Source organism: Plantactinospora sp. WMMC1484 (assembly GCF_049315195.1).
Taxonomy (GTDB): Bacteria; Actinomycetota; Actinomycetes; order Mycobacteriales; family Micromonosporaceae; genus Plantactinospora.
In genome coordinates, this window is record NZ_CP186055.1 from 7,625,392 (window position 1) to 7,643,641 (window position 18,250).

13 protein-coding genes and 1 pseudogene are annotated in these 18,250 nt (G+C 70.0%); 3 read left to right on the forward strand and 11 right to left on the reverse strand.

Annotated features, from left to right (window positions below):
- Positions 1-6 precede the first annotated feature (6 nt).
- The 4 genes and pseudogenes from ACN28C_RS32680 to ACN28C_RS32695 form a co-directional block, all read right to left on the reverse strand.
- Positions 7-267, reverse strand: a pseudogene (locus ACN28C_RS32680) (methyltransferase domain-containing protein); the annotation flags it as partial.
- Positions 264-1,049 (reverse strand): ABC transporter ATP-binding protein, encoded by a 786-nt coding sequence (locus ACN28C_RS32685; RefSeq protein WP_422771331.1) that lies wholly within the window; start codon positions 1,047-1,049, stop codon positions 264-266. The gene ACN28C_RS32685 and the pseudogene ACN28C_RS32680, both read right to left, overlap by 4 nt.
- A complete protein-coding gene (locus tag ACN28C_RS32690; RefSeq protein ID WP_422771332.1) occupies positions 1,046-2,029 on the reverse strand; it encodes an ABC transporter substrate-binding protein in 984 nt (327 codons plus the stop codon). The genes ACN28C_RS32685 and ACN28C_RS32690 overlap by 4 nt, the downstream gene beginning before the upstream one ends.
- Positions 2,030-2,054: 25 nt before the next feature.
- A complete protein-coding gene (locus ACN28C_RS32695) occupies positions 2,055-3,164 on the reverse strand; it encodes a FecCD family ABC transporter permease (protein WP_422771333.1) in 1,110 nt (369 codons plus the stop codon).
- Positions 3,165-3,392: 228 nt separating this feature from the next.
- Here ACN28C_RS32695 and ACN28C_RS32700 point away from each other — a divergent pair, with 228 nt between their 5' ends.
- Positions 3,393-4,154 (forward strand): class I SAM-dependent methyltransferase, encoded by a 762-nt coding sequence (locus tag ACN28C_RS32700; protein ID WP_422771334.1) that lies wholly within the window; start codon positions 3,393-3,395, stop codon positions 4,152-4,154.
- Positions 4,155-4,206: 52 nt separating this feature from the next.
- Here the strand turns inward: ACN28C_RS32700 and ACN28C_RS32705 are convergent, their stop codons facing one another.
- From ACN28C_RS32705 to ACN28C_RS32730, 6 genes are all read right to left on the reverse strand, one after another.
- A complete protein-coding gene (locus ACN28C_RS32705; protein WP_422771335.1) occupies positions 4,207-5,547 on the reverse strand; it encodes a glycoside hydrolase family 1 protein in 1,341 nt (446 codons plus the stop codon).
- Between the two features lie 63 nt (positions 5,548-5,610).
- Positions 5,611-8,805 (reverse strand): family 78 glycoside hydrolase catalytic domain, encoded by a 3,195-nt coding sequence (locus ACN28C_RS32710; protein WP_422771336.1) that lies wholly within the window; start codon positions 8,803-8,805, stop codon positions 5,611-5,613.
- A 227-nt stretch (positions 8,806-9,032) separates the two neighbouring features.
- Positions 9,033-10,295 carry an ABC transporter substrate-binding protein gene (locus tag ACN28C_RS32715; RefSeq protein ID WP_422771337.1) on the reverse strand — a complete coding sequence of 421 codons (1,263 nt, stop codon included), beginning with the start codon at positions 10,293-10,295 and terminating at the stop codon, positions 9,033-9,035.
- 26 nt (positions 10,296-10,321) lie between these two features.
- Entirely contained in the window at positions 10,322-13,018 is a 2,697-nt protein-coding gene (locus tag ACN28C_RS32720; protein WP_422771338.1) for a family 78 glycoside hydrolase catalytic domain, read from the reverse strand.
- Positions 13,015-13,836, reverse strand: coding sequence for a carbohydrate ABC transporter permease (locus ACN28C_RS32725; protein WP_422771339.1), 822 nt, complete (start codon positions 13,834-13,836; stop codon positions 13,015-13,017). The genes ACN28C_RS32720 and ACN28C_RS32725 overlap by 4 nt, the downstream gene beginning before the upstream one ends.
- Positions 13,833-14,747, reverse strand: coding sequence for a carbohydrate ABC transporter permease (locus ACN28C_RS32730; RefSeq protein WP_422771340.1), 915 nt, complete (start codon positions 14,745-14,747; stop codon positions 13,833-13,835). Before ACN28C_RS32730 ends, ACN28C_RS32725 begins: the two co-directional genes overlap by 4 nt.
- A gap of 221 nt (positions 14,748-14,968) precedes the next feature.
- Here ACN28C_RS32730 and ACN28C_RS32735 point away from each other — a divergent pair, with 221 nt between their 5' ends.
- Complete coding sequence (locus tag ACN28C_RS32735; protein WP_422771341.1) at positions 14,969-16,012, forward strand: LacI family DNA-binding transcriptional regulator; 1,044 nt, start codon at positions 14,969-14,971, stop codon at positions 16,010-16,012.
- Between the two features lie 300 nt (positions 16,013-16,312).
- On the opposite strand, the gene ACN28C_RS32740 is transcribed toward ACN28C_RS32735, so the two are convergent.
- On the reverse strand, positions 16,313-17,362 hold the full coding sequence (locus ACN28C_RS32740; protein WP_422771342.1) for an aldo/keto reductase: 1,050 nt from the start codon (positions 17,360-17,362) through the stop codon (positions 16,313-16,315).
- Between the two features lie 365 nt (positions 17,363-17,727).
- Between ACN28C_RS32740 and ACN28C_RS32745 the strand changes: the two genes are divergently transcribed.
- Positions 17,728-18,192: an SRPBCC family protein gene (locus tag ACN28C_RS32745; RefSeq protein WP_422771343.1), complete on the forward strand. Its 465-nt coding sequence runs from the start codon at positions 17,728-17,730 to the stop codon at positions 18,190-18,192.
- Positions 18,193-18,250: the final 58 nt, after the last annotated feature.

Here is an 18,250-nt window from a genome sequence, read left to right on the forward strand (position 1 = left end):
AGTGGCGTGCTCGCGAGCCCGCGCCAGCATCCCGTCGGCGAGGTCGATTCCGGTGACGCGGTGACCGAGGCCGGCCAGGACGATGGCGGCCTGCCCGGTGCCGGTGCCGACGTCGAGTACGTCGAGCGGGCCGGCCGGCACGGCCCGTTCCCAGATCGCCGACCATGCCTGCTGGTCGGCGGCGAACCGGTCGGGGCGCTGCTGGTAGGCGTCGTAGCTCGGGGCACGGCCGGTCCAGTAGGCGTTGAGCCGCTCCTGCGCGCTCACGCGGCGCTCCTCTCGTCGACGGTCCGGGCGGCGGGCTGGAACAGCAGGTGGATGGCGCCGGCGAGGTCCAGGCGCCGGATGCCGATGCCGTAGACGGTCTCCAGGACCACCGGGTCGAGGACCTCGTCGGTGGTGCCGGCGGCGACGATCCCGCCGTTGCCGAGCAGTACCAGGTCGTCGCAGTACCGGGCGGCGAGGTTGAGGTCGTGCAGGACGACGATGGAGCAGGTGTCCAGGGTGCGGATCAGGTGCAGGATCTCGTGCTGGTAGCGGATGTCGAGGTGGTTGGTCGGCTCGTCGAGGAGCAGGTGGCTGGCCTGCTGGGCCAGGGCGCGGGCGATCAGCACCCGCTGACGCTCTCCGCCGGAGAGGTGGCCGAACGCCCGTGGCCCGAGGTGGGCGGCGCCGACCCGGCTCAGGCAGCGGGCCGCGATGTCGTGGTCGGCCACGCCCATGCGCTGAAACGTCGACAGGTGCGGGCCCCGGCCCAGCAGCACCAGCTCCGCCACGGTCAGCGCCGTCTCGCCGCCGGTCTCCTGGACGACGACGGCCAGCCGGCGGGCGGCCTCCCGCGACGGCAGGGCGGTCAGCTCGTCGCCATCGACGACGACCTGTCCGGTGCGGCTGCGCAGGGCGCCGTAGAGCAGCCGCAGCAGGGTCGTCTTGCCGCTGCCGTTCGGGCCGATCAGTCCGAGGACGCGGCCGGGACTCGCGGTCACGCTGACCCCGTCGATGACGGGGTTGGCGCCGTAGTGCCAGGTGACCCCGGTCGCCCGGATCACGGATTCGCCTTGAAACGCCGCACGATCCGCTCCAGACCGTCGATCGACAGCGGGGTCGGCGGCTCGGTGAAGTTGAACAGCTGGGTCATCACGTTGCCGGTGCGGACGGCGTTGAGGTTCTGCGCGCCGGGCAGGCCGGTCAGCCCCTGCTCGACGGCCGTGGGGTCGCCGTCGCTGTAGAGCAGGATCAGCACGTCGGGGTTGCGGCCGAGCAACTCCTCGATGGTGACCTCGAAGACCCGTTCCTTGACGTCACCGAAGACGTTACGCAGCCCCGCCGCCTCCAACTGGGGGTGGGCCATGCTCGCCGTGCCGTAGGCGTACGTGACGCCGCCGCCGACCGTCGGGTACAAAACCGCCGCAGACCGTCCGGACGACGTACCCGCCTCGGCCCGTACCTTGGCCATCCGCTCCTTCAGGGCGGTCACCGCGGCGGTCGCCTCGGCTTCGCGATCGAACACCTTGCCGTATGTCTGCATCTGGGCGTAGATGTCGTCGAACGTCGGCACGGCGGTGCTGTCGGGGCACATCGCGGGATCCTCCAACAGGGGGATGTCCACCGCGGAGAGGGTGTCGCGGGACAGGTTGTCGACCTCGCCGAGCACCAGGTCCGGTTGCTGGCTGATCACCACCTCCTTGGAGATCTGCAGGTGGCCGCTGGTGTCGGTCTTGTCGGTCAGCAGCGGGATCCGGTCCAGCTCGGCGATGGTCGCCGGGTCGTAGTACTCCTCCGGGTACTGCCCGGCCCGCGCGGTGACCCGGTCCATGACCCCGAGCGAGTGCAGATACGGCACGGCCGCGCTCTTGAGCAGCACCACCCGCTGCGGCGCGGCGTCGAAGGTGACCTGCGCCCCGCAGTTGGTGACGGTGAGCGGGTAACCCTCGCCCGCCGCCGTCGAACCCTCACCACCACCGCACGCGGCGACGAGCAGCAGGGTCGTGGACGTGGCGGCGGAGACCGCCAGACGGATCGCCTTCATCGTTCTCCTCGACGTGACAGGGCGCTCAGGCGCCGGCGGCGTGCAGACGACGGATCAGGATCACCAGAAACGGCGCACCGAGCAGGGAGGTGATGATCCCGATCGGAATCTCCTGCGGAGCCAGCAGAATCCGGGCGAGCACATCGGCCCAGACCAGCAGGATGGCGCCGAGCAGCGCGGCCACCGGCACCACCCGCACGTGCGGGGCCCCGACGATGCGCCGGGCCAGGTGCGGGACGACGAGTCCGACGAACCCGATGCTGCCGGCGGCGGAGACCAGCACGCCGACGCTGAGCGAGACCACCACGAGCATCCGCATCCGGAACCGGTCCGGCGACACACCCAGGGTCTGCGCGGTCTCGTCACCGATGGCCAGCACGTCGAGCCGCCGCCCGACGACGGTCAGGTAGAGGATCGTGCCACCCAACACGAGGGCGGCCACCACCAGCAGGGCGTCCCACCGGGCCAACCCGAGCGAGCCGAGAAGCCAGAACATCACCGACCGGGCGCCCTCGGCCGACCCGGACGCGAAGATCAGAAAGCTGGTGGTCGCGTACAGGGCGTAGCCGACCGCGACCCCGGACAGCAGCAGCCGGATCGAGGTGACCCGACCGCCGCTGCGGGCGATCAGGAAGACCAGCAACGACGCCGCCAGTGCGCCGAGGAAGGCACTCGCCGGCAGGGCGTACTCCCCGAAGCCGGCACCGGCCCCGAACAGGATCGCGGCGGCGGCGCCGCTGGACGCCCCGGAGTTGATGCCCAACAGGTACGGGTCGGCCAGCACGTTGCGCACCATGGCCTGCAACGCCACCCCGCACACCGCCAGCCCGGCGCCGACGAGCATGCCGAGCAGCACCCGGGGCAACCGCACCTGCCAGACGATCGCCTCCTGCGGCAGGGTCCAGGTCACCTCGCCGGGCACGCCCACGAGCTGATGGCCGATGATCCGGGCCACGGTCACCGGGGCGATCCCGATCGCACCAGACCCCACCGCCACCACGCCGGTCAGGAGCAGCCCGACCGCCAGCGCAACCAGCCACAGCCCGGTCCGGCGTCGCTGAGCCACGACGCCGAGCAGGTCCTGCTGGCCCTTCACCAGGGCGGTGGCCATCACGTCTCCCAGATGCACTCGCATGGTTCTTGCCACAATATTGCAGAAACTAGCACCAAGATCAGAGGCGGTGGAAGACGACCGAGCCGGTGTTCACTCCCGCCACGTCCGGACGACGCCTGTCAGAAGGACGAGCTACACACTCCCCGCGCTGACGACAGACCGGGTACGCGTGGCGGTTGAGCCGTCGCCAGATCCAACACCCTGATCCCGTCTGGACGCCAACCGGCGAGGTAACTACCGTTGTGCGACATGGATCCTTACGTAGTCGCCGCACCGTCGGCATGGCAGGAGAGCTGGGACCGGCAACAGGAGGCATACCTGCCGGACCGGGAACAGCGCATCGCCGCGATGCTCGATGCCGTGGCCGCCGTCACCGGTCGACGCCCGCCACGGCTACTCGACCTCGCCGGCGGCACCGGCACCATCACCCTGCGCGCCCTGGCCCGGTTCCCCGACGCCGAGGTCACCCTCGTCGACCAGGACCCCGTCCTGCTCGCCCTCGCCGGTGCGTCGCTGGTCGACCGCGCGAGCATCGTCACGGCCGATCTCCACGAGCCGGACTGGGGCGCCGCACTGCCGCGCGACCACTTCGACGCCGTACTCACCGCCACCGCCCTGCACTGGCTACCTCCGGATCGGCTCACCGTCCTGTACGGCGAGGTCCGCGAGTTGTTGCGTCCCGGCGGGGTGTTCGTCAACGCCGACCACATGCCGGACGACGGGCTGCCAATGCTGACGAAACAGCTGTCCGCCGACGCCGAGGGCCGACGCCAGGCCCGCTACACCGCCGGTGCGGTGCTGTCCTGGCGGGCCTGGTGGGACCACGTCGCCGCCGATCCCACCCTGGCGCCGCTGGTCGAACGCCGCGAGCGGATCTACCCCGACGGGCACGCGGCCGAGTGGACCCCTCCGGTCTCCTGGCATCTGCGTGCCCTCCGTGACGCCGGTTACACGGAAGCGGGACTGATCTGGCGCGGCGGCGCGGACGCCGCCGCGGCCGGCGTCCGCTGACGTTGGCGACCGTGCTGGCCGCACCTCGCAGCTAGCGAGCGGTCGCGGCGGTTCATCCGGCGGAGCCGGAGGCCGCCTGTGGCTGTTGCGCAGCCGATCCGGTGCGGTGCGCGTCACCCTGTGCCGTTCGGTGACCATCGACGGCACGCCGATCCCGGTCGGCCCTGAGCCCATCCGGCACGTCTCGCGGCTGACACACCGTCGGCCGGAGGCTGCCGGTGGCCGCGATCTCGGCGAAGGCGTGCGCGCTGGGCTTGGGAATCCGGGCGAAGTCGTGGTCGACGGCGATGAGACCGAACTTCGGCCGGAACCCTTCGCTCCACTCGAAGTTGTCAAAGGCAGACCAGTGCAGGTAGCCGCGAACGTCGACGCCCTCGGCGCGGGCCTCGGCGAGCGCGGCGAGGTGGGCGTACAGGTACTCGACCCGCTCGGCGTCGTCCTCGGTGGCGATGCCGTTCTCGGTGACGTACAGGGGCAGGTCGGTTCGGGCGGCGCGGTGCAGCATCTGCCGCAGCCCATCCGGGTAGCTGGCCCAGCCCATCTGGGTACGGGTGAAACCGTCGGGTGGGTCGGCGAAGAAGGTGGGTGCGGCGGGGTCGACCCATTGCTTGCGGTAGTACTGCACGCCGAGCCAGTCACCCCGGTCGGGGCCGGTGAGGCCGTCCAGGTACAGGTCGACGATCTCGTGCTGCATCAGGCGGCAGAAGGCGCGGCAGGTGTCGTCGTCCCGAACCGGCGCCAGCAGTGGAATGTTCACGGCGAGGCCGACCCGGGAGCGTGGTGACCCGTCGCGGACCGCGGGTACGGCGGCGTGGTGCGCGGCCAGCAGGGTACGGCCGGCCCGTTTCCAGAGGGTGGGGTTTGTGATCCCGGGCGGGTGGTAGCCCTCCAGGTAGCCGTGCAGGGCCACCATCTGCGGCTCGTTGATGGTGCAGACGTACGGCATCAGGTCGCCGAGTTCGGTGGCAACGTGCCGGCAGTAGCGGGTGAAGCGTTCGACGGCGTCGGGAGCGAGCCAGCCGCCGGCTGCGGCGAACCAGCGCGGCAGCGTGAAATGGTGCAGGGTCACGAACGCGGCCATGCCGGTGTCGGCGAGCGCGGTCAGCACTCGCCGGTAATGGCCGACGGCTGCGCGGCTGAACTCGCCGGGGGCCGGTTCGACGCGGGCCCACTCGACGGAGAGGCGGTGCGTGTTGTGGCCGAGGGCTGCCAGCAGGGCAAAGTCTTCGGCGTACCGGTGGTAGTGGTCGATGGCGTCGCCGGAGGACTCCCGGGCGGCGGTGCGCGGGTCGTGTTCGAAGTCCCACCAGTCGCTGTTGACGTTGCCGCCCTCGACCTGGTGGGCGGAGGTGGCGGTACCCCACAGGAAATCGGCGGGAAAGTCGACGCCCACAATGCTCCGATCCGGAAGGTGGCGTGGTCTGGCCCGCCGTGCGGCGGGCCAGACCACGCGTCGCTATGCGTTGACGGTGGCGAAGGTGTAGGTGCCCGAGGCGACCCGGTAGACGGCATGACCGTCGTCGACGCGGACGAAGACGGCCCGGTCCGGCGTCCCGACGACCCGGCCGCCCTGGATCGGTACCCAGACCTCGGCGCTGGTGTTGGTGGGAACGGTGACCGTGAGCCGCAAAGAGTGCGCGGCCTTGCGCCACTCGGCGCGGGCCTCACCGGCCGGGGTGTGGTAGCTGCCCTTGGCGTAGGTCAGGTCACCGACAATCTTCGGCTGGAAGACCAGCTTCTGGTACGCGGTCGAGCCGGCGGCCTCGCGGATGCCGGCGATCCCGCTGTGGAACCACTCCTCGATCTGGGCGAGGATCATGTGGTTCTTCGAGTCGCCGCGGTTCCACCGTTCCCCCATCGTCGTCATACCGCCCGGGTTGGCGGCGGTGGACTCCATGAAGTAGCCGTAGCTGGGCTGCTCGTCCTCCTGGAGCAGGTCCCACAGCACGTCGTCGCGACCCGCCGCGGCCAGCGCCCGTACGGTGGGCGCCATGCCGATGGTGCCACCGCTGAAGTGCGGCCCGTCCCCGCTGGGGTGGAAGGCGTGGACCAGTTCGACCAGGGCGTCCAGGACAGCACCGCGCTCGCCCTCGGGTACCAGTCCGGCGTCGAGGGCGAGGGCCTGCGCGGCCTGGGTGGCGCCAGCGGTTCCGGCGTTGCCGGCCGTGGTGTAGCGGCGCAGCGTGCTGTTGTAGAAGTGGGCGTTGAACGCCGCCCTGATATCCCCGGCCAACGCCGTGTACCGCTCGGCGTCGGCGGTGTGCCCGGTCAGCCGCGCCATCATGGCGATCTTGCTGATCATCACGTAGTAGCCCCAGGTGCCGGTGATCCGGCCGGAGGTCTGGTCGGCCGAGACCCAGTCGGCGAGGGCGGCGTCGACGATGTGCGCGTCGGCGCCCGTGCCGACCTTCTGCCGCTGGACATAGTCGGCAAAGGTGACCATCTGGTCGTAATAGCGGGCCATGGTCTGGGTGTCACCGTAGAGTTCGTACAGCATCGCCGGCACCAGGATGATCGCGTTGCCCCAGTTGATCTCGTCGCCGAACCGCCCGCTGTAGCCCCAGTCGTAGACCGGGGTCTTCAGGGCCACGTTGCCGAACATCGGGGTGTCCGCCCGGGACTGCCCCTCGACCAGATGGTGCATCGTCGTCCGCAGGTACGCCGCGAGCTGGTGGTTACGGTGGATCGCGCCCATCGGCATCGTGTAGTCCGCCGGGTAGGAGAGCTTCTCCCGGCCGGGACAGTCGGTGAATACCGACATCACGTTGCCGGCGAACGAGTAGCGGGCCATCTTGTTGGTCCGGTTGATCCGGGCGTTCGAGGTGACCACCTCGCCGGCGACCGGGGTGGCCGCCTGCAGCCGCAGTCCCCTGATCGTGTCCTTCGTCGGTACGTAGCCGTCGGGCAGGCCGGTGACCTGGACCCACTGCATGCCGAAGTAGTTGAAGTCCGGGTGCCAACGCTCCCCGCCGGGCAGCCCTACCGTGGTGTATGTGTTGAACAGGTCGACGCCCCGGCTCCCGCCGCCGCCGCGCAGTGACGCCTGGTCGACCGTGCCGTCCGGGGCGAGTGACTCCGCCGGTGACATCCGCACGGTGGTGCCGGCCGGTACGCCCCGCAGGCGCAGCTCGGGCCAGCCGACGATGTTCTGCCCGAAGTCGAAGACCCAGGTACCGGGGGCGGGATTGGTTATCGTGACCGGGGTGAACGTCTCGACGACCTTGAGCGGTTCGGCGGCGCGGGCGACGAGCCTGGTAGCCAGGTTCGGCGGTGGGGCGATACCCGCGTCGACCCAGCCGGTGGCGGTGCCGTCGCGCCGGTTCGCGGTCGCCGACAGGTCGGAGCCGGGCTGGTCCCAGCCGGGCTGCTCTCGACGGGCGTCGTAGTCTGCGCCGGAGTACCAGGCGTCGGTGACCAGCGGTCCAAGGGCGGCGCGCCAGCGACGATCGGAGACGATGACGTCGCTGCTGCCGTTGGTGTAGGAGACCTCCAGCCGGGCGATCAGGCGTGGGGTGACGGCCGCGCCCGCGCTCGCGTCGTTTGCCGCGATGTTGTTGCCCGACCCGGTCACCAGCACACCGGCGAGGTGTGGTTTGGTCAGCGGCGGAGTGAGGGTGATGCCGGTGCCGTCCGGGCCGGCGGTGCCGATCGCGGTGATGACCCGGGATTCGAGGCGGTCGCCGCCCTCGCCGGTGTCGACGTTGATCGTGCCGCCCACGTGGTAGTTGGCGACATTGTCAAGCTTCACGGTGGTGGCGCCGGCCTCGGCGTCGGCGATCAGGGTACTGCTGCCCTTGAGCTGGCTCTGCCACCACGAGTACGGCGCAGTGCGGCCGACCGCCGGGTTGGTGACACTGCGGCGCACGTACGCGGGTCCGTTGCCGAGCTGTACGCCGAGGGTGTTGGCGCCCCTGCGCAGCTGCTCCGTGACGTCGTACGCGCGGTACTCGCTGGAAAGCTGGTAGTTGGAGTTGCCGGGGGCGAGAACCTCGTCGGTGAGGGTGCGGCCGTTGAGGGTGGGCTTGTGCAGGCCGACGCCGGAGAGGTAGAGCCGGGCGGCGGTGACCCTGCGGCCGTGGTCGACGGTGAACTGGCGGGCGAGGATCGGCATCGGCTGGGTTTCGGTGCGGCCGGGGTACTCGATCCAGCGCGCCGAGCCCCAGTCCGCCGGCGTGAGCAGTCCCATCTCCCAGCCGGAGGTTCTGCTCCAGTCGGAGGGCCGACGGTCGGCGTCCCAGACGCGTACCTGCCACACCACCTGCTGCCGAGAGGCGAGCGGCCGGCCAGCGTAGGCGATGCTTGTCTGCCGGTCGGAGCTCACCTTGCCGGAGTCCCAGAGCAGTCGGCCGCGCCGTAGGTCACGCTCGCTGCCGGCGGCCCGGATCTGGTAGGCGGTCTGCCGGTCGCCGGGGCACGCCGCCCGGGAGTGCCGTCGGTGACACGGGTGGCTCGCGGCGCTTCGGGTTTCGACGATCTGCCAGCCGAGAGTCGGCGCGCTGTTGTCGATGCCCAGCGGTTCGTCGTGGCGGCCGTCGACCTGTAGGTTGACGGCCTGGACCCGGGGTTGGTCGCTGCCGTGCCCGGCGGCCGGAGCGGAGTTGAGCGCCTGCGACGCGAGCAGGGCCACGCAGACCCCTACTCCCGCCAGCACGCGCCGACGATTCCTGGCTGTTGACACTGGTGCCCTCCCTTGTCGCCGGGCCGCTCAGGCGCCGGCGATCGCCGTCGTACGTCTGATCGGTCGTGCTGGTGGTGCCGTGCGGCAGGTCGCGTCACACCGGTGCGGGCGCGGTGCGGGGTGCCCGGTCGGTGCCGTGGAGGTGACCCCGCCGGCAGTGGCGCCGCCGACGTTGCCGGTGCCCTCGGCAGAGGTCGGGGTTAGCTGCCGGACCTGTAGTCGGCGTCCATCGCCGCGAGGACCTTCTCGGGCGTCGACTGGTCGCTGAAGATCTCCTGCAGGCCGGAGAGCATGGTCTGCTGCACCTTGGCGTTGGGCCAAAGCTGGTCCATGAACGGCACCGTCCGGTTGCCCTGGATGAAGGTGTTCAGTTCTGCGATGCCCGGATCGACAGCGGAGCCGCTGTCGGGCAGGGACGGCAGGCTGCCCTGCTTGCCGTTGAACACCTTCATGCCCTCGGGCGACATGACGAAGTTGACGAACTTCAGCGCGAGATCCTTGTTCTTCGCCTTGGCGTTCACCCCGTAGCCGGCGCCGGCCGCGGCGGGCATGAAGAACGACGCGGGGTCGTCGGTGGCGGGCAGCGGCTCGAGGGTGTAGGTGCTAGCCGGGTTCTTGCCCTTGAGCAGGGCGACGACCCAGTTGCCCTGGATGATGCCGAGGGTCTTGCCGGTGGCGGCGAGTTCCTGACTGGCCTCGTAGCTGGTGCCGAGGGGGTTGCGCTGGAAGCAGCCGCTGGCGTTCATCTCCTGGTATTTCGCCATCGCCGTCTTCCAGGGCGAGTTGGCGAAGGTGGCCTGGCCGGCCTGCATCTTGGTGTCGAAGTCCGGGTCGGCGGAGTAGACGGTGGTGGCCACCAGCGCGTACAGGACCAGCTGGGTGACCCAGTTGTCCTGGATGCCGAGGGCGAACGCGGGAGTGCCCTTGGCGGTGGCGGCCCTGCAGAACGCCAGCAGGTCTGTCCAGGTGCCCGGCGGCTGTAGGCCGGCCTTCTGCATGGCCTGTTCGTTGTAGAGGGCGCCGATGCCGTTGAGGCCGAATAGCGCGTTGTAGATCTTGCCCTCGTACTGCGCGACGCTGCGTACCGCGTCCGGCAGCTTGGCCGCCCACGGCTGGTCGGAGAGGTCCAGCAGGTAGCCGGGTTTGGCCAGCACGTGCGTGGCGCCGGGGTTGCCGTTGCCCGGCCAGACCGTCATCACGTCCGGGGCTGTGCCGGAGGCGAGTTGGGTGCGGATCTGCTGCTGGTACTGGTCGGCGCCGCTGGTGGTGAAGTTGACCTTCACGCCGGGATTGGCGGCCTCGAACGCCTTGACGACATCCTCGATCGAGCCCTGGTCGACCGAGGCGAGCGTCAGGATCTTGCCGTCGCCGCCGGAGCCGGCGTTGGTGCCGCTGCTGCACGCGGCGAGCAGGGTCGCCGCAGCGACGGCCGCCGCCACGGCCGGAAGGGTGCGTGTCTTCATGGTGACTCCCATGGGGGAAGGAGCGGTTAGGTGGTCGCGCCGGGTGCTGCGGCGCTGACGGTGTAGCGGCCGGACGCCAGCCGCAGGGTGACCCCAACGGCTGCCGGCTCGACCCCGAGTACTCCCGGCCGGCTGGCCACGGGTGCGTCGGCTTCACGGACGCTGTCCGGGTCGGCGGTCGGGATCTCCAGCAGTGCGGTGCTGCCGGGCGGCACCGTAGCGGTCACGGTGATCCGGCCGTTCTCGATCGACCAGCCGCAGGCGACACGTCCGCGTACCGTCTCCTGCTCGGCGCGGGCCCAGGTCAGCCGGCCGCCGGGCAGTGGCCGGAGCAGCAGTTCGCGGTACGCCACCGACGATGCGGTCTGGTCGATGCCGGCGACCCGGCCGAAGAGCCAGTCGCCGACGCTGCCGAGGCTGTAGTGGTTGAACGAGTTCATCGCCGGTGACTGGAAACCGGCGTGGTCGGTCCAGCCGTCCCAGCGCTCCCAGATCGTGGTCGCGCCGTGCCGGATCGAGTACCCCCAGGACGGGTACTCGTCCTGGTGCAGCAGGGCGTAGGCGAGGTCGGCCCGGCCGTGCTCGGCGAGTACCGGGCAGAGCAGCGCCACGCCGACGAATCCGGTGCTGAGCCGGTAGTCCCGCTTCTCGATGTCGGCGGCCAGGTGCTCGACCGCCGCCGGCACCAGCCGTTGCGGCAGTAGCCCGAACGCGAGCGCGAGCAGGTACCCGGTCTGGGTGCCGCCCTCGACGCTGCCGTCGTCGCGGACGTACGTGTCGATGAACGCGGCCCGGATGCCGCTGTGCAGGGCCCGCAGCTCGGTCGCCTCGGCGTGCCGGCCGAGCACCTGCGCCGCCTCGGCGACGAGCTGCGCGCTGTGTGCGAAGTAGGCGGTCGCCAGCAGGTCCCGGGGGGTGGTCGCGTCGACCTGGAGCCAGTCGCCGTAGGAGTTGCCGGTGCGGTGCCGCCACCGCAGGTCCGGGTTGTGCCGATGCACATAGCGGACCCAGCGCAGCATGGCGTCGAAGCCGGATTCGAGGGTGCGGCGGTCGCCATAGGTGCGCCACAGGTGCCAGGGGATGATCACGCCCGCGTCGCCCCAGGCTGGTGCGGCCTCGCGGGTGATGGAGACGACCGGGGCGACGTCGCGGAAGGCGCCGTCGGCGTCCTGCCCGTCGACCACGTCGCGCAGCCAGCGGGCGAAGAACGCGGAGACGTCGGCGTTCCGGCTTGCGGTGGGGGCGAAGATCTGCGCGTCGGCGAGCCAGCCGAGCCGCTCGTCCCGCTGCGGGCAGTCGGTCGGCACCGCGAGGAAGTTGCCCCGCTGGCCCCAGGTGATGTTCGACTGCAACTGGTTGACCATCGGGTCGGAGCACTCGAACCGGCCGGTGAACGGGGTGTCGTTGTGCAGTACCCGCGCGGTCACGTCCGCTGGCAGGAGTTCGCCCGGATGGTTGTCGACCTCCAGGTAGCGGAAGCCGTGGAAGGTGAACTGCGGCTCGAACACCTCCACCGGATCGCCGGCGGTGACGTAGACGTCGGTGGCCCGGGCCCGGCGCAGGTTGTCCAGGTACAGCTCGCCGCCGTCGAGTACCTCGGCGTGCCGCAGCACGACCCGCCGCCCCGGGCCGGCATCGCGCAGGGTGAGACGGACCCGGCCGACCAGATTCTGACCGAAGTCGACGACGAACCGATCCGGTCCGGCCTGCCGCACGTCGACGGCGGCCAGCTCCCGGGTGACCCGGATCGGCTCATCCGGCTCGGCGACCAGCGGACCGGGCACGGTGTCCAGCACCCCGGCCGGCACGAATTCCTCGGGTCGGCCGGCGGTGTCCCAGCCGGGCACGTGCCGGCGGGCGTCGACCTGCTCGCCCATCAGCAAGTCGGAGACGCGGATGGCACCCGGGCGCTCAGTCCAGCCCGGACCGGTGGCGATCACCTGGCGGGAGCCGTCGGCGAAGTCGACGACCAGTTGGGCCAGAAAGGCCGGTTGGTCGCCGTAGTGCCGAGCCGGACGTCGGGCGTCGAAACCAACGAACCCGCACCACCAGCCGTCGGCGACGATCGCGGCGAGCACGTTGGCGCCCTCGGTCAGCTGACCGGTGACGTCGTAGGTCTGGTACTGCTGCCGGTGCTGGTACTCCGTCCAGCCGGGCGCAACTTCGAGGTCACCGACGCGTTCGCCGTTGAGCCGTGGCTGGTAGACGCCGCGGGCGGTCGCGTAGAGCCGGGCGCGCACCGGCGGCCGAGCCAGGTGGAACTCGTGGCGTAGGTACAGCGGGGGCGATACCAGGGACGACTCGACCTGCACGTCGTCGCCGGGCGGGTCGGCCGGCGGCAGGGTGAGCGGGTCCCGACCCACCCACACCGCGGTCCAGTCGTCGAGATGCAGCAGACCGGTCTCGAACCAGGTCTGGGCCGCCCCGGCCGACGCGCCGGTCTCGTCCCAGACCTCGACCCGCCAGTGGTAGCGGGTCGCCGACCGCAGCACCGGACCGTCCCACGGCACGCCGACGCTGTCCAGGCAGTCGCGACGCCCGCTGTCCCAGATCAGCCGGTCGGGGTCCTCCAGGTCCGCCGCCCGTTCGGCGGCGGTGATCCGGTACGCGGTCTGCGCCGCGCCCCGCCGGGTCGACTCCAGCTTCCAGGACAGTCGTGGGCGTGGCTCGCCCAGGCCGAGCGGTACGCGCCGCTGCTCGGTCGTCAGGTCGTACGGCGTCATCCCTTCAGCCCTCCGGCGAAGCCGTTGATAATGCTGCGTTGCAACGCGAAGTAGACGGCCAGGATCGGCACGATGCTGATCACGAGTGCGGCGAAGATCAGATTCCAGTCCGAGACGAACTGGCCGACGAAACCGGCCAATGCCACGGGCATGGTCTGCTGGTCGCTGCCGGACAGGTACAGCAGTGGGGTGAAGAAGTCGTTCCACACCGCGATCGCGTTGAGCACCAGGGCGGTCACGGTGATCGGCTTGAGCATCGGGAAGACGACATATCGGAAGACCTCCAGCGGCCGGCAGCCGTCGATCATCGCGGCGTCCTCGAAGTCGCGCGGTAGCGCCCGCATGAAGCCGACGTAGAGGAAGGTGGTGAAGGGCACCTGGAGCCCGGCGTAGAACAGGATCAGCGCCCAGACGCTGCCGAGCAGGCCGAGGTCCCGCATCGTCTGGTAGAGCGGCAGCGAGGCAAGCTGGAACGGCAGGATCAGCCCCAGCATGATCAGCAGGAACATCCCGCGCGACCACCTGGCGGTCGCCCGCGCCAGCGGATACGCCGCCAGCGAGGAGGCCGCGAGGACGATCAGCACGCTGGCGGTGGTCACCAGCACGCTGTTGGCCAACGCGCCGCCGAGCCCGCCCTCCCGCCACGCCTGGGTCAGGTTGGTAAGCGTCGGGCTGCTGGTCGGCCGGATCGGCGAACCAGGGTCGGAGGCGGGCCGGATCGCCAGGTTGACCAGCACGTAGAGCGGGAAGGCGACAACCAGCGCGACGGCGATCATCACCATCTCCAGCACGAACGTGCGCGTGCGGTAGCGGTTCACGACGCCGCCCTCTCGTTGCGGGACAGCACGAAGTACTGGCTGGTCGAGGCGACCGCGACGATGACCGTCAGCACGACCGCGAGAGCGATGCTGTAGCCGAACTCCCCGAGGGTGAACGCCTCCTTGTAGATCAGGGTGGAGATGGTGTCGGTGGCGTGCCCGGGGCCGCCTCCGGTCAGCGCGTACACCTGGTCGAACAGCTTGATCCCGCCGATGATGGAGAGCATCAGGTTGATCGTGAACGCCGGCGCGAGCAGTGGGCGGACCACCCACCAGAACCGGCGTACCGGTCCGGTGCCGTCGATCGCGGCGGCCTCGTAGATCTCCTTCGGCACCGACTGCAGCCCGGCCAGGAAAATCACCATCGAGTAGCCGGCGAACTGCCACACGATCACACCGACGATCGCCCACAGCGCCAACTGCGGGTCACCCAGCCAGTCCTGCCGCCACGCCCCCAGCCCGACCGCGTCGAGCAGGCTGTTCACCGCACCATCCGGCCCCAGCAGGTTGCGCCACAGGTACGCGGTCACGATCGGGGTGATCACCGCAGGTGCGAACAGGAACACCCGCAACACGTTCCGCGACTTGATCATCGTGTTGACGCCGAGCGCGAGCAGCAGCCCGAACCCGTTCTGGATGACCGTGATGGCCACCGCGACGACCAGGGTGTGCCAGATCGCCTGCCGGGCGTTCGGGTCGGCGGCCATGTCGGTGAAGTTGCCGAACCAGACCCAGGAGAAGTCCGGGCTCAGGCCGTCCCAGTCGGTGAAGGCGTAGTACACGCCGCGTCCGCTCGGGATCAGCACCACGAAGGCGAACAGCAGCATCGCCGGCGCCGCGAACCACCACGGGGGTGCGCTGCCCAAGCTCGGGCGGCGTACCCGGCCATGCCTGTCGGGAAGAGTCGTCATGTATCGGATCCACTTCCTTGGAACGTTTCATCCGAATCGGCCCGTCGAGGGCTTCGACAGCAAGACAACCCGGAGGGTGAGTGGGCAACGTTTTCCAAGATGTTGCGCCTGACCCTAGGAGTTCATCTGGGGGGCGTCAAGAGACCAGCCTGTTGGTCGTGAGGTGAACCGATTAAACTTCGGGGCAACGTTCCCCACCCCTGCCCGCCGAAGGAACTCGCATGGACACCCCCGTGGCGCCGTCCCGGCGGATCACCATCGTCGACGTCGCCCAACACGCACAGGTCTCCACGACCGCGGTCTCCAAGGTGCTACGCAACGCGTACGGCGTGAGCCCGAAGATGCGCGACCGGGTCCGGCAGGCGATCGCCGAACTCGGCTACCGACCCAATGCCGGCGCGCGGGGCATGCGCGGCCAGACCTACACCATCGGCGTGATGCTGCCCAACATCCGCAACCCGTTCTTCGCCGAAATCCTCGACGGCCTCACCGACCACCTCGCCGACACCGACTACCAGGTCCTGCTCGGCCCCGGCTGCAACGGCCGGGACGCCGAGGCCAGGGTCACCCACGCCATGATCGACCGCAGCATGGACGGCCTGATCCTCATCGCGCCCATCTCGACCCGCGCCCACCTCGACCACGTCGCCGCCACCGTGCCCACCGTCGTCGTCGGACGGCACGGCCGGTCCCGGGCCTACGACAGCGTCGCCGACGACGACTTCGCCGGCGCCGCGCTGGTCGTGGACCACCTCGTCGACCTAGGCCACACCCGGATCGCGCACATCGAGCACCACGAGACCGACCGGGACTGCCTCGCCGAAATGCCCAACGCCATCCGCGCCGCCGGATACCAGCAGGCGATGCGCGCACGGGGTCTCGCCGACGAGATCGACATCGCCTCCACCAGCTACAGCCAGGAAGGCGGCTACCTCGGCGCCCAACAACTGCTGGCCCGGCCGGTCAGGCCGACCGCCATCTTCGCCGGCGCCGACATCGTCGCCATGGGCGCTCTCGACGCCATCGCCGAGGCCGGTCTACGCGTTCCCCAGGACATCTCCGTCGCCGGCTACGACAACACCACCTTCGCCGCCTTCCGCCCCATCTCCCTGACCAGCGTCGACCAGGCCGGTCACCAGATCGGCGCCAATGCCGCCCGACTGCTGCTTGACCGCATCGCCGATCGGCAACGGCCTGCTGCGCAGGTCAGGCTCTCCCCCACCCTCGTCGCCCGCCACACCACCGCCCCGCCACCCACGTCGTAACGGCGGCACCTGAACCCAGCGGCCGGGGCGCAACAGGTTGACGTACGGTCGGCAGTCACCGGTGCTGCCACAAGCGCCCCGTCGACCGGTTGTCGCCGCAACCACTGTGCTGGGACTTGCCGCTCCGACGACATGACAACGGAGGGAGCTCAATCCCCGGCGCGATGGACAACAGGTAACGTTGTCCAGTCGTGGGTGCCCGGTGCCCGATCATCGCAGTGGCCCCTACCTGCGGCGGCGCCTTCTCCCAGAGCACCGATGAGCAGCCGAGACCACACCACGGTGTGCCGTGCCACCCGGTCAGTGATGCTCCCCGGATTCGGTGGAGTCGGCGCTCCACGCTTCGGTATGCGGGTGGCTCGGCCCGGAGCCGATGGCCTCCTGCCGGATCACGGCCGCGATCCTGTGGAGGTCTGCGGCCGACAGCCGTACCGTCGCCGCCGCCCGCCAGTCCGCGATCTGCTCGGGTCGACGCGCTCCGACGATGGCGCCGGTCACGCCACGACACTCCAACACCCACGCGATGGCCACGGCGCTGGTGCTGACGCCGTGCGCGGTGGCGACATCCGCCAGGGTGCGGGTCAACCGCATCGTCTTCTCCAGTCCACGCCCGCGGAATCCGGGGTCGCGAGAACGCCAGTCGCTGGGCGGCAGGGCAGCGACTCGCTCAGGTGTGAACGCCCCGGTCAACAGCCCGCTACCCAGCGCACCGTAGGTGATGACCCCCACGCTGTGCGACGCGCACCAACCGATCTCCTCCGCAGCGCCTCGGGCAAGAGCGGAGAACTGCGGCTGGAACGAATCCACCGGCGCGACGTGGTGCGCCCGCTGGAGTTCGTCGAGGCGGTGGTTCGACAACCCCGCCGCCCGTATCTTGCCCTTCTGACGCAGGTCGGCGAGGGTCTGCCAGTACTCCTCCAGCGGAGTCCCGTCTGTGGCGGGCCAGTGCATCTGGTACAGGTCGATGCAGTCGACCTGGAGCCGACGGAGCGACTCGTCCAACTCACGCTCGATGCTCTGCCGCCGGCCGGCGACGGTGCCCGGCTCGGCGTCTACGCCCCACACCACACCGCACTTCGTGAAGACGTACGGGCGGACATCCTCCGGGAGAGCGGCGAGCGCCGTACCCACCAACTCCTCCGCCCGCCCATGGCCGTAGATCGGCGCTGTGTCGAGCCAGTTGAGGCCCCCGTGTTCCGTCGCGTACCGGATGGCGGCGATCGCCTCCGAGGCGTCCTGCGGCCCCCAGCCGAAGGCCCAGCCGTCACCGCCGAGCGCCCAGGTGCCGAGACCGAGCCGGGTGATCGTAAGCGGGGATGAACCGAGTCGTACCGATGGCAGCGTCGTCATGGTGCGTCCTCCGGGGGCAGTTGGAACGACAGGTGGGTGGAAGGTGCGAAATGGGACCGCTCCGGCGGTGCGCTGGAGAAATTCCGGGCCGGATCGTGGCTGCCGCGAGCAAACCAGGCGACTTGCGACGCTTCACGGGGCGCCCGGACCACTACGGCGCATTGTTGTGCATCGGTACCGAGAACGCAATTCCTGTCGTCGCCGTCATTCGGGAGGCATATCCGAAAATTGTCACCGGCCACAGAGTGCCGGCGCCGTGAAGCCGTCGCGACAGACAACCTTGACAGGCTGGAACCGTTCAGCGGGTTTCGCACTGAAGTAGGGAACGAAAGCGGCATCGACCATCCGAGCTGAGGAGTGAGGGCGTGGAGTTCATCGCCGAGCCAGACCGACAGAGCATCGTGATCAGACGCGTCTTCGACGCCCCCCGCCACCTGGTGTTCAAGGCGTGCACAGACCCGGACCTGCTCGTCCGCTGGTGGGGGTCGAGCGATTTCGAGAACAGCGTGGACAAAATGGATGTCAGGCCGGGCGGCACCTATCGGTACGTCAGCCGCGACGGTCGCGGAACTGAGTTCGCGATTGGCGGGGTGTACCACGACGTCGTCGCGCCCGAGCGGATAGTGCAGACATTTCAGTTCGAAGGCATGCCTGGCCAGGTGCAGCTCGAGACGATCACCTTCGAGGCGGTCGGAAGCGGCACCCGGTACGAGGCTGTGTGCATCTTCCAGTCGGTCCGACAACGAGATGACGCGGTGCTGTTCGGAATGGAGTCGGAGACGCACAGCAGCATGGACCGGTTGGCCCGGGTGGTGGCGAGTCTCCGTTGAGGGCCCGCCGTCCGGTGCTCGACCGCCGAGACGGCCCGCCGAGACGGCGCCGGTGTCC

Bases quoted from the DNA above. Each gene is read 5' to 3' on its own strand.
- ACN28C_RS32690 (WP_422771332.1), bottom strand. From the start codon at position 2,029: ATGAAGGCGATCCGTCTGGCGGTCTCCGCCGCCACGTCCACGACCCTG.
- ACN28C_RS32695 (WP_422771333.1), bottom strand. From the start codon at position 3,164: ATGCGAGTGCATCTGGGAGACGTGATGGCCACCGCCCTGGTGAAGGGC.
- ACN28C_RS32700 (WP_422771334.1), top strand. From the start codon at position 3,393: ATGGATCCTTACGTAGTCGCCGCACCGTCGGCATGGCAGGAGAGCTGG.
- ACN28C_RS32715 (WP_422771337.1), bottom strand. From the start codon at position 10,295: ATGAAGACACGCACCCTTCCGGCCGTGGCGGCGGCCGTCGCTGCGGCG.
- ACN28C_RS32720 (WP_422771338.1), bottom strand. From the start codon at position 13,018: ATGACGCCGTACGACCTGACGACCGAGCAGCGGCGCGTACCGCTCGGC.
- ACN28C_RS32730 (WP_422771340.1), bottom strand. From the start codon at position 14,747: ATGACGACTCTTCCCGACAGGCATGGCCGGGTACGCCGCCCGAGCTTG.
- ACN28C_RS32735 (WP_422771341.1), top strand. From the start codon at position 14,969: ATGGACACCCCCGTGGCGCCGTCCCGGCGGATCACCATCGTCGACGTC.
- ACN28C_RS32740 (WP_422771342.1), bottom strand. From the start codon at position 17,362: ATGACGACGCTGCCATCGGTACGACTCGGTTCATCCCCGCTTACGATC.